Annotated in this window: 10 protein-coding genes; 7 read left to right on the top strand and 3 right to left on the bottom strand. The window is 49.6% G+C overall.

What is annotated here, in order from left to right:
- Positions 1-274: 274 nt before the first annotated feature.
- From HN413_07375 to HN413_07365, 3 genes are read left to right on the top strand one after another with little or no spacing between them, the layout of a single operon-like run.
- Positions 275-1,438: a glycosyltransferase family 4 protein gene (locus HN413_07375; protein MBT3390218.1), complete on the top strand. Its 1,164-nt coding sequence runs from the start codon at positions 275-277 to the stop codon at positions 1,436-1,438.
- A gap of 9 nt (positions 1,439-1,447) precedes the next feature.
- Entirely contained in the window at positions 1,448-3,157 is a 1,710-nt protein-coding gene (locus HN413_07370) for a hypothetical protein (protein ID MBT3390217.1), read from the top strand.
- A 38-nt stretch (positions 3,158-3,195) separates the two neighbouring features.
- Positions 3,196-4,125 carry a flippase-like domain-containing protein gene (locus HN413_07365; GenBank protein ID MBT3390216.1) on the top strand — a complete coding sequence of 310 codons (930 nt, stop codon included), beginning with the start codon at positions 3,196-3,198 and terminating at the stop codon, positions 4,123-4,125.
- Between the two features lie 114 nt (positions 4,126-4,239).
- Here the strand turns inward: HN413_07365 and HN413_07360 are convergent, their stop codons facing one another.
- The 3 genes from HN413_07360 to HN413_07350 form a co-directional block, all read right to left on the bottom strand.
- Complete coding sequence (locus HN413_07360) at positions 4,240-5,259, bottom strand: inorganic phosphate transporter (protein ID MBT3390215.1); 1,020 nt, start codon at positions 5,257-5,259, stop codon at positions 4,240-4,242.
- A 15-nt stretch (positions 5,260-5,274) separates the two neighbouring features.
- Positions 5,275-5,895: a DUF47 family protein gene (locus tag HN413_07355; protein ID MBT3390214.1), complete on the bottom strand. Its 621-nt coding sequence runs from the start codon at positions 5,893-5,895 to the stop codon at positions 5,275-5,277.
- A gap of 123 nt (positions 5,896-6,018) precedes the next feature.
- The gene (locus HN413_07350) at positions 6,019-6,807 is read right to left on the bottom strand and encodes a DeoR/GlpR transcriptional regulator (protein ID MBT3390213.1); all 789 of its coding nucleotides are present in this window, start codon (positions 6,805-6,807) and stop codon (positions 6,019-6,021) included.
- A gap of 256 nt (positions 6,808-7,063) precedes the next feature.
- Here HN413_07350 and HN413_07345 point away from each other — a divergent pair, with 256 nt between their 5' ends.
- The 4 genes from HN413_07345 (at position 7,064) to HN413_07330 (ending at position 10,948) form a co-directional block, all read left to right on the top strand.
- Complete coding sequence (locus HN413_07345; GenBank protein MBT3390212.1) at positions 7,064-7,987, top strand: phosphotransferase family protein; 924 nt, start codon at positions 7,064-7,066, stop codon at positions 7,985-7,987.
- A 140-nt stretch (positions 7,988-8,127) separates the two neighbouring features.
- On the top strand, positions 8,128-9,003 hold the full coding sequence (locus tag HN413_07340) for a class II fructose-bisphosphate aldolase family protein (protein MBT3390211.1): 876 nt from the start codon (positions 8,128-8,130) through the stop codon (positions 9,001-9,003).
- A 15-nt stretch (positions 9,004-9,018) separates the two neighbouring features.
- On the top strand, positions 9,019-10,116 hold the full coding sequence (locus HN413_07335) for a histidinol-phosphate aminotransferase family protein (GenBank protein ID MBT3390210.1): 1,098 nt from the start codon (positions 9,019-9,021) through the stop codon (positions 10,114-10,116).
- 67 nt (positions 10,117-10,183) lie between these two features.
- On the top strand, positions 10,184-10,948 hold the full coding sequence (locus HN413_07330; GenBank protein ID MBT3390209.1) for an HAD-IA family hydrolase: 765 nt from the start codon (positions 10,184-10,186) through the stop codon (positions 10,946-10,948).
- The last annotated feature ends 66 nt before the right edge of the window (positions 10,949-11,014 follow it).

Raw genomic sequence — 11,014 nt, 5'->3', positions numbered from 1 at the left:
TGGAAAAATCAACCATGCTCTGTTTTTTTCATCTTGACATACGCCAACCGTTACAGTTCTATTATTTCAAACCCCATGAGAATCCCCAATTCTCAAAAACCTGAGTATTCTTTGTACTGGTAAAATATAGCTTCGATTTTGACCGATATATAACAGGTCTTGCGCAGTTTGCAAAAAAAATAATTCCATTGTCGGATTTCTTTCATGCAGTCTTATATGACCAAATAACTGCATTTTTTTATTCTGGCTTCATTGAAAGGCAGACTTTATATTTATGCGTGTTCTTATGCTGATCTATGAATTCCCGCCTGTAGGCGGGGGTGGGGGACGTGTGGCCGAAGATATTTGTCGTGGCATGGTCAGACGCGGCCACGAACTTTTTATTTTAACATCGCATTACAAAGGTCTGCCGCGCCACGAAACGCTTGACGCTATGACCATCCAGCGAGTCCCGGTAGGACGGCAGGTACCCTTCAAGGCACATTTTCTTGATATGCTTGGTTATATCCTGATGGGTTTTTTCCCCGCCCTGAAGGCAATTCGACGTTGGAAACCCGATGTAATGCACGTACATTTTGCCGTCCCCAGCGGAGCGTTAGCCTTACCGCTCTCGCTGCTAACCGGTGTGCCCTATGTGTTAACGGCCCATCTGGGCGATGTGCCCGGCGGCGTACCCGACAAAACCGAGCGTTGGTTCCGCTGGATATTTCCGCTCACCCCGCCAATCTGGAAGCGGGCGGCGCGCGTCTTTGGGGTCAGCGAGTTTACGCGCCAACTGGCAAAAGAAAGTTATGGCATTGAAGCGCAGGTGATTCCCAACGGCGTTGATCTAGAATTACTCGATCCCGGCAAGATTGCCATCAATCAACCGCCGCGCATTCTCTTTGCAGGGCGCTTTGTCACGCAGAAGAATCCGGTGCAGGTGGTGCGTGCCCTATCTGAGCTGCGCCATCTCTCGTGGAACTGCGTGATGGTTGGCGATGGCCCGCTACGCGCCGCCGTGGAAACCGAAATCGAGCGCCAGCAGCTTGGCGAGCGCTTCACCCTTACCGGCTGGATCACCCCCGAAGAAGTCATCGAATGGTTTCGCCAGGGTGATATTCTCTTTATGCCCTCCCTCTCCGAGGGGCTGCCCGTGGTGGGGGTACAAGCTCTGGCGATGGGACTGGCAATTGTCGCCAGCCGGGTCGGTGGATTCATTGATCTGGTTGAGCCGGGGCGCAACGGTTTCTTGCTCGACGATCACAGCGAACAATCCGGTATTGCATCACTGGATGAATTACTCTCCGAGCCGGAGAAATTGCTGGCGTTTCGCCAGAATAGCCGCCAACATGCCCGAAAATTTGACATTACCCAAATTGTTAAAGACTATGAAGACGAACTTATGCAAATAATTTCAAATTCGCCCCCCTCTCCCAACGGGAGAGGGCAGGGGTGAGGGTAAACAATGGGAACTGAATCCACTTCATCTCACGTCGGAACTTCCACTTCACCATTGGTGGTGCTGGGTTGGGACGCGGCTACCTGGGATTTGCTCACCCCCTGGGTTGAACAGGGCAAACTCCCCCATCTGGCAAGCCTGATGCAAAATGGCAGTTACGGCGCCATCCGCTCCACCTCCCTGCCTGTCAGCCCGGCGGCCTGGAGCACAATTATCACGGGTAAAAATCCGGGCAAACACGGCGTTTTCGACTGGTTCGCCCGCAAACCGGACAGCTACGACGTGGAGTATGTACACACTGGGCAAATCAAGGCCCGACCGGTATGGGAATATTTCAATCAGGGTGGACAACGGATTGGCGTGTTCAATTTGCCCATGCTCTACCCGGCTGTCCCATTGGAAGGTTTTATGCTTTCAGGCTTGGCCGCGCCGGACGCCGCCGCCGAGGGTTTTGCCTACCCGCCGGAATTGCTCGACGAGTTGAGCGCCCGCCTGGGATCGCCGTACCGCCACGCCGAGGACGAAATTTATAAATATGGGCGCGAGGCTGCCTATTTGCAGTCTATACTGGATTTACTCGACCACCAGCGCCGCGCCCTGCGCTATCTCATCGAGCAGCATCCCTGTGATGCCTACCTGCTGGTCTTTATGCAAACCGACCACGCCCAACATAAATTCTGGCGCTATCTCGACCCCACCCAGGCCGGCTACGACGCGGCGCACGACCTCCCTTTTTCGGACGCCATCGAGCAGGTTTTTCGCGGCGTGGATGATTTTCTGGGCGAATTGTTGGCCTTGTTTGGCAGCAATGCCAATTTTATGGTGCTTTCCGACCACGGCGGCGGACCCGTACACGGCATTATGTATATCAACCGCTGGCTGCAAGAGATCGGTATGCTGCACCTGAAGCGCGATCTCTCGACCCGCCTGAAAATTGGTCTGGCAAAAACCGACCTGATCGGGCGCGCTTATCGTTTGGTGAGCAAGCTTGGCCTGGGCGGCATTGCCAATCTGGTTTCCAAACCGGCGCGCAACAAAGTGGTCAACTCGTTTATCGGTTTTGATAATATTGACTGGACGCGCACAAAAGCTTATGCGCGCGGCGCATTTGGGCAGATTTTTGTGAATGTGAAGGGACGCGAACCCCAGGGAATTATCTCGCCCGGTGCAGAGTATGCGGACGTGGTAACTGAGCTGATAGCCGCGTTGGAAGCTTTACCCCACCCGGAGAGCGGCGAGCGCAACGAGCCCCTCATCACGGATCTGCGTCGCCGCGAAGATTCTTATCAGGGCGATTATCTCGAACAGGCCGCCGATGTAATGTTCTCGATTCAGGGCTATTTATATCAATCATCGGTCAAGATGGGTTTCGATAACCCAGGCATTCTGGGTCAGTCGGAGTATGAAGATTCAGGCAGCCATCGCCCCGAGGGGATTGTAGTACTCTCCGGACCGGACATCCGCCGCGGAGCAACGCTCAAACAGGCCCAGGTCAGCGACATCCTGCCCACCATGCTGGCGTTGGCCGGTTTGCCCATCCCCGATGATTTGGATGGCCGCCCGCTGGAAGAAACCTTCACCGACGAGCAGCGCCAGCGCATCCAGGTTGTGCCTGCCAAAGAACTCAATCCCCCCACAGCGGCTTCCCCAGATTTAGCCGGGGCCGATCTGGCAACCGTGGAAGAGCGTCTGCGCGGCCTGGGATATTTGGGATAAACAATCGCTGGATCCCGGCTCTCCGAGCAGGTTGGCAAATGAAAACGAAATCATCCTCAAAATTATTAAAATATCTGCGCTGGGGCGGCACGCTGATTTCAACGAGCCTCTTCATCTGGCTGCTACTCGATCAGGATTGGGCGACGATGTGGCTGACGTTGCGTCAGGTGCGGATTTGGATTTTTCCGCTGGCATTTGGCTTGTATTTTCTGGGGGTGTTATTCAACGCTTTGCGTTGGTACATGCTCTTGCACGCCCAGCAAATTGAAATCAATTTTGCCGAAATTCTAAAAATCGTTCTGGTGGGTAATTTTGCTTCCAATTTTTTACCCTCCACGATTGGCGGCGATAGCGTGCGAATGCTAAGCGCGGCGCGCTTTGCGGGTTGGGGATTGAGTGTAGCTTCTGTGGTTATGGACCGCGTTCTGAATATGATCGTGATGCTGACCCTGATGCCGATCTCTCTGGGCGTTATGCAGGCCGCGGGTGCCTTGCAGGTCTGGCAGCCTGCCAGAGCGCTCGCGATGTCGGGCGTGGCGTTGCCCGCGCTTGTGGAGAAAATTCGCGGTTTGGCGCTGCGCTGGCTCAAGCAGGCTTATGAGGCGGTTATGGTTTGGCGCAATCGCCCCGGAACGGTGTTGCTGGCTTTTTTATCTTCCTGGGCCGCGCGTATGGTGGTTTTTTTCGGAGTATGGGTGCTGGGGGTAGAGTTGGGTATTACAGTCACATATTTGCAGGTCGTCGCCATCGGTACATTAACCTATGTACTCTCGCTGCTACCAATTTCAGTCAACGGATTGGGACTGCGTGAAGTCAGTATGTCGGCCATGTATATTTCACTTGGTGCCAGCATCGAGCAAGCCTCCACGCTTGTGGTGATCACGCGCTTCATCCTCATGCTGGAAACCCTGCCTGGTGCGTTATGGATTTCGGAAGCACTAACGCAGGTAAAAGCAAACACACACTGACAGGACTTACGCACTTTCGCAAAAGAAAGCCCGAAAATAGGGGTGTGTGGGGTGCTTCGCACCCCACACACCCCTATTTTCGGTATATTTTTCATCGTTTTATAAGTCCGATAATTAACAAAAGAACAGCTGACAAAAAACAGCAGCAATGGCAGCGCCATTATCAATCAAGTACACCAATCCAGCCGCCATCAATGCTGTCGCGGGGATAGTGACAATCCAGGCAACAATAATTTCTTTGGCGACTCCCCAGCGCACTTTGCTCAGGCGTTCAGCCGAGCCGACACCCATGATCGAGGAGCTGACCACCTGAGTTGTGCTAACTGGCCCACCAACCAAAGAAGCCCCAAGAATAACGAAAGCAGATGTTAGTTGGGCGCTAAAACCATGCACAGGGCGGATTTTATAAAATTTAGAGCCTAAGGTTTTGATGAGTTTCCAGCCGCCAAGCGCAGTGCCCAAAGCAATCGCCCCAGCGCTAACAGCGACAACCCAGAAGGGCACATGGAAGGTGGGCAGGATACCGGCGGTCACTAAGCCCAACGTAATGATCCCCATCGTTTTTTGAGCATCATTGGTGCCATGACTAAGCGCCAGGGCTATGGCTGTAATAATTTGAGAGCGTTTAAAGAACCAATTGATCTTTGGCGTTGCCCCACGAGCAAGAAAGAAAACCAGCTTCGTGACCAAATACCCCAACACCAAACCAATAATGGGCGATGTGAACAGCGCAATCAGGATTTTTTCCATGCCGCGTAACTCGATAGCATCAAAACCGGCGCCAATCCCAACTGCGCCAATCATCCCGCCGATCAAGGCGTGTGAAGAGCTACTGGGAATACCTAAGAACCAGGTTACTAAGTTCCAAATAATCGCGCTGGCTAGGGCCGCGACGAGAATATTAATAGTGATGGCATCCGCTTTAACGACTTCGTGGCCGATTGTGGTAGCCACTGCCACGCCAAAAATGAATGGCGCAACAAAATGAGCGATAGCCGTTACGCCTAATGCCACGCGCGGGCTAAACGCGCGTGAGGAAATCATCGTGGCAACAATATTGCTCGAATCGTGAATACCGTTTAAGAAATCAAAAATAACGGCTAAGACGATCATTATAATCAGGATCGTAGGCATATTCGGGTCTCCAGATTAAGTTGTCTTGACGACGATATCGGCGATCAAATTGGCGGCTTCATCACCTCGATCGGCAGCATTGCTCAGGTGGCGATAGACCTCGCGCATTTTGAGCATCTCGAAGATATGGTGGACATCCTCAGGCCCGCTGAATAAATCGGCTATGGCTTCCCGGTAAACAGCTTCAACGCGGTTCTCTAGCGCTTTGGCGCGCTGGGCGTGTTCAGCGGCCACACCGGGGTGATCTTCAAGCCGTTGGGTTGCCATATGGATTTCATAGGCGGCATCCCGCAAGAGTGTAGTCATGCGCTCCATAAAGCTTGTCGGCGTAACCGCGAGCACATCCATTTCTGTGACCGTACTGTAAGCATAATCAACGACATCATCAATCGCACGCGAGAGCGCAAAAATATCCTCCCTGTCAATCGGGGTAACGAATGTGCGGTTCAGTTCATTGATCAAAATACGGCGCACTTCATCGGCTTCTTTTTCAGTCAGCGTGAGCTGCCTGGCAAGCTCTGGGTCGTGGGATTTCATATAATCAATGAGCTGATTCAACCCCTGCAGCGTTAATTCGGCTTGCTGATTGATCAGGTGGATAAACCTGTTTTGCTTGGATTTGAACAATTTGAACATGGGTGCCTCCTGCCATGAATATTGGATTGGAGCCTATTTTTAACAGATTAAAACAAATCTTCATCATCCCTTCATGCCGGGGCATGGAGGCGTAACGTAATCTGAGTAGCACAATATCTTGTGCTATGAAATAGCATCTCCTGCGATGAGAACTTCTACAGATTGCGCTAATAGAGATTCACGCGCGTTCATGTCGAAGCCCTCATCCGTGATTAAACTATGGATTTTTTCAATTTTGGCTGCTTCATAATTGGAAACCGTTCCCCATTTGCTGTGGTCTGCGACAATATAAACCGGGCCGCGCGTGCGTCCCATCATGGTGCGCACAACTTCAGCTTCAGCGCTGGTCGGGAAAGTACACCCATATTTAAGGCTGATGCCGTCAACGCCAATAAAAGTTTTATCCGCATAGACCTTCCTGATGTTATCAACAGAAAAATATCCACCTACCGAAAGAGAAACTGGCTGATAGATGCCACCCAATAGAATTAATTCAAAGCCAATACTATCGATCTCCAGGGCAGCAAATAGATTATTGGTGATAACAGTAATATCGGCGCTTGGGCGGATATGACGAATAATTTCTGTCGTGGTCGTGCCACCATTGAGAAAAACAACATCGCCATCTTCGATTAGCGCGGCAGCAAACTGGCCTATCAGACCTTTCTCATGAGGGCTATCCCTCAACCTCTGTTGATATTCGGGTTCGCGTGATAATCGTTGACTGAGTACTGCACCGCCATGCGTGCGCTCAAGAAAGCCCGTGTCATCAAGTTTTTCGAGATCGCGGCGAATTGTAGCTTCTGAAGCATTTAACATTTTGCTTAAATCAGCAAGACGCGCCACTTTATGAGTTGTGAGATATTCTTGAATACGCTCACGTCGTTGAGCGGGGATAAGAGATTTGCGCATGAAATATAATCACTTGTTTGGATGATTAATTGACTAAAATGACAGAATTTGCGATGTAAGCGGTGGAATTGTAGCAGATTTTGAAACTATTTGCAAATTCCTTGTTTTGTCGATATAATTCCAAATGGCATTCGGTTTACAAATAATTGTTCAATTCGCCGAAATAAACCAGGTTTCTGGTATTCCGCGTGTATATTCCATCCACGCGAAGTCTTCAAAAACCAAAAAACATATTTTAAAGAAGTGAAGCTAAATTATGACACTGACGATAGAAAAAGCAATTGCTCGTATTCCACAATGGTCTAACGCTTCGGATATAAAGACATCCCCACTTACTGGCGGCATTACCAATGAAAATTTCCGCATAGAGGTAAATGGGGATGTTTTTGTTCTCCGCATCCCGGGAGTCGATACCGAATTATTGGGCATTGTTCGCCCAACGGAGTGCGCCGTTAGTCAGGCTGCCGGGGAAATTGGCATCGGCCCCGAAGTTTTTTATATCATCGAACCGGAGGGATATCTAGTTACAAGATTCATTGAGGGCCGCCAGCTTTTGCCCGATGAAATCGGTCAGCCCCAAAATATCAACCGCGTCGCCGATGCAATTCGCCGCGTCCATAACATGGCTCCAATTCTCGAAACATTCTCTCCATTCCGCGTAGTCGAAGATTCCACTGAAATTGCCCGCCGATTCAAGGTTCTCTTTCCCGATAATTTTGGTTGGCTGATTGAGCAAATGAACGCTGCCGAAACCGCGTTGTTAAAATCCCCTTTCACCCCCAAAATTTGCCACAATGATTTGCTCAACGCAAATTTTCTCGATGATGGTCAAATCCGTATTTTGGATTGGGAATACGCGGGAATGGGTGATCCTGCTTTTGATCTTGCAAATTTCTCCACCCATCACGAATTCACCAATGACCAAGATCGCTGGTTGCTGGAATGTTATTTTGGCGAAGTCACCGCAGAAAATTGGGCGCGGATTAAATTGCTAAAGGTTATTTCCGATTTCCGTGAAGCCATGTGGGCGATGGTACAAATTGGTATCTCAAAACTTGATTTCAACTTTCGCAATTATGCTGATACATTTTTTGCTCGTACTACGCAGGGGATGCAGAATGCGATGTGGCAACAGTGGCTAAAAGACGTTAGTTCTGATAGGAAAGCATATATGCCATAAATTTTCAAAAAAATACTATAAATCGAGCGAAGTCCTATTTTGAAGAACTCTCCATTGGTTACAGTGTAACGCAAAGCAGCACCCATGCCCTCACTGTAAAACCCAAAAATACGAATAACTATTATTAATAGGAGATCACCATGTCAATTGCAACTGCAAGGGAAATGATGCTAGAAGCAGCCGAAGGCAAATATGCCGTCGGAGCTTTCAATATCACGAACCTGATACAAATGGAAGCCGTTGTCGAGGCTGCCATCGAGAAGAAGGCCCCACTCATTATTCAAGCATCCGTCACACCTTCCCAATTTTTGGGGCAGGATGTGCTGGTGGCTATCTATCGAACGTTAGCCGAATCAGCCCCTATCCCAATCTGTTTGCACCTGGATCACAGTACCAGCGTGGAGTATTGCAAAAAATGTGCGGATGCAGGTTATACAAATATCATGATTGACGCATCCAAACAAGCCTATGATGAAAATATCCGCCAAACGAAGGAAGTTGTGGATTACTGCCACTCTCTTGGCGGTATCTCTGTTGAAGGGGAATTAGGTACGGTTTCAGGCGTGGAGGATCAGGTGAAGGTTGCAGAGGATGAGGCCGCTCTTTGTAATCCACAGCAAGCCATCGAGTTCGTCGAGCGCACCGGGGTAGATATTTTTGCTCCAGCGATCGGTACAGCGCATGGTGTTTACAAGACAAAAAATCCAAAAGTAGATTTTGAACGCCTGGGCCAGATCAATCAGATGCTCAATGGCAATGGCGTCAAAACACCATTGGTTGTGCATGGCGGTACAGGTTTGAGTAAAGAATACGCGATCAAACTTGTTGAAATGGGTGGCGCAAAATTCAATGTCTCTACCGAATTGAAACATGCTCTCATTGATACCACCTTTAACTACATTTCAGAGAACCGGGAACAATACAATCCCGGCAAGATTGATATTGCTGTCAAAGATGCCATTCGGCAAGCAGTAACAAAGTGGATTGATATTTTAGGAAGCGCAGGAAAGGCATAAAGGAGAAATAGCACGATGAAACCGATTCAAGATTACTTTGTTCCCTGGGTAAAAGGCATCCCCATGTATGTTTCGGCGCATATCGAATTGGCGTGGCGTCAGCCCGAACTACACCGCATGATGTCTAACGAAAACCCGAACCCTCCATCCAAGAAGGTGCAAGAGGCCATTCAAAAATATGGCGCTATGGCCAACCGCTACCCCGATCAGGGCCTGGTTGTACGCTCAAAGATTGCCGAAATCAACGGGCTGGATGGCCCCGGAAACGTGATGATTGGCAATGGATCGAGCGAAGTTTTCGATAACATTTTCCGGTGCTTCCTCCAGGTTGGCGAAGAGGTTATTCAACATACCCCGTGCTTCGGTATCTACAAGTTGCGCTGCAATATCCTCGGTGGCAAACTTGTCTCTGTCCCGATGATTTACGAGGACAAAGAACTAAAATTCGATGTAGACGCAATCCTGGCGGCAATTACCGAAAAAACCAAGATCATTGTCGTCGCCAATCCCAACAATCCCTCTGGCAATTTTATGGACGCAGAAGATTTTTCCAAAATTGCCGAGACGGGCATCCCCTTCATCGTAGATGAAGCCTACGTTGAGTTCGCCGGTCTCGAAAAATCGCAAGTCGGACTGATCAAAAAATACAAAAATGTACTCGTTACGCGCACACTCTCGAAAGCTTACGGGCTGGCTGGGATGCGCTTTGGATACGCATTGGGACACGAGGAAGTTATCGGGCAAATCTCGGCAGCATTGCTCCCGTGGAATGTGGGAACAATCCCTATGTGGGCTGCATTAGCCGCGCTGGAAGATATTGAAGGGCTGGCAGAACGTGTGGCATTCAACAACAGCGAAGTAGCCTATATTGAGAATGCACTCAGCGATATCCCCGGTTTTACGGTTTTCCATTCCGCAGCCAATTACATCCTTTTCGACGGATCAGGCACTGGAAAAGCAGGCGATGATTTGGTGGCCTTCGTGCAAGAAAAGGGCATTATCCTCCGTCCGCAATCTACCATGTACGGACAAAACGGCTGGTGGCGCCTGACTTTGGGCACCAAAGAAGAAAATCGCATGGCTGTTGAAGCCATTCGCGCTTTTTACGCTTAGTTTGCTGGCAATAAACCGGGGTGGTACTCCTTTCCACCCCGGTTTATCACAAAAAAGGAAAATTTCAATGGCAAAAATAAAAGCAGTTTTTTTTGATCAAGATGGTGTCATCATCGACACCGAACGTGACGGGCATCGGGTTGCCTTCAACCAAACCTTCAAAGATTTTGGCTACAATTTCGAGTGGGATGTGGACTATTACCACGAGCTGCTGCAAGTGGCGGGGGGCAAGGAACGCATGAAACACCATCTCACCACCAAAGGCTTTGGCGTTGAGATCAATGCGGGAGAAGTGGATGACCTCATTAAAAGAATGCATAAACATAAAACGGCCGCTTTTGTCAGCTTGATCGAAAGCGGGCAGTTGCCGCTGCGTCCAGGCGTAAAGCGCTTGATGAAAGAAATCAATGATGCAGGCTTACTGCTTGGAATTTGCACTACGTCGAATGAACGCGCCGCGCAGGCGGTTGTCAACGGAATGCTCAATGACATCAAATTTGAGTTTGTTCTGGCAGGCGACATCGTTAGCAAAAAGAAACCGGATCCGGCGATTTATAACCTGGCCCTTAAAAAATCTGGCTTGAAACCCGAAGAGTGTATAGTGATCGAGGATTCTCGCAACGGCGTATTGGCTGCCCATGCTGCGGGGTTGAATATCGTCGCAACAACCAATATCTACACAGCGACCGAGAATCTTTCAGATGCCAATATTATTGTCACCTGTCTCGGCGATGGGGATGGTGAAAAAGGCAAACTCAAGCAAGGTGGCGAAGGCATCAGCTACGACGGCGTGTTGCGGCTTGAGCAGTTGGTGAATTATTTCTCAGCATAGCCCCTAAATTGAGATTCAAGGATGACCCGAAAAAATCACGTTTCGTTTACACACTGTTAAACAAAC

Source organism: Chloroflexota bacterium, assembly GCA_018648225.1.
In the GTDB taxonomy this organism is placed as follows: domain Bacteria; phylum Chloroflexota; class Anaerolineae; order Anaerolineales; family UBA11858; genus NIOZ-UU35.
Note: the sequence above shows the minus strand (reverse complement) of the source record. Positions and strands in the feature narration are given on the sequence as shown.

Excerpts from the sequence above, each read along its gene's own strand:
- HN413_07375 (MBT3390218.1), top strand. The coding sequence starts at position 275 with ATGCGTGTTCTTATGCTGATCTATGAATTCCCGCCTGTAGGCGGGGGT.
- HN413_07370 (MBT3390217.1), top strand. The coding sequence starts at position 1,448 with ATGGGAACTGAATCCACTTCATCTCACGTCGGAACTTCCACTTCACCA.
- HN413_07365 (MBT3390216.1), top strand. The coding sequence starts at position 3,196 with ATGAAAACGAAATCATCCTCAAAATTATTAAAATATCTGCGCTGGGGC.
- HN413_07360 (MBT3390215.1), bottom strand. The coding sequence starts at position 5,259 with ATGCCTACGATCCTGATTATAATGATCGTCTTAGCCGTTATTTTTGAT.
- HN413_07355 (MBT3390214.1), bottom strand. The coding sequence starts at position 5,895 with ATGTTCAAATTGTTCAAATCCAAGCAAAACAGGTTTATCCACCTGATC.
- HN413_07350 (MBT3390213.1), bottom strand. The coding sequence starts at position 6,807 with ATGCGCAAATCTCTTATCCCCGCTCAACGACGTGAGCGTATTCAAGAA.
- HN413_07345 (MBT3390212.1), top strand. The coding sequence starts at position 7,064 with ATGACACTGACGATAGAAAAAGCAATTGCTCGTATTCCACAATGGTCT.
- HN413_07340 (MBT3390211.1), top strand. The coding sequence starts at position 8,128 with ATGTCAATTGCAACTGCAAGGGAAATGATGCTAGAAGCAGCCGAAGGC.
- HN413_07335 (MBT3390210.1), top strand. The coding sequence starts at position 9,019 with ATGAAACCGATTCAAGATTACTTTGTTCCCTGGGTAAAAGGCATCCCC.
- HN413_07330 (MBT3390209.1), top strand. The coding sequence starts at position 10,184 with ATGGCAAAAATAAAAGCAGTTTTTTTTGATCAAGATGGTGTCATCATC.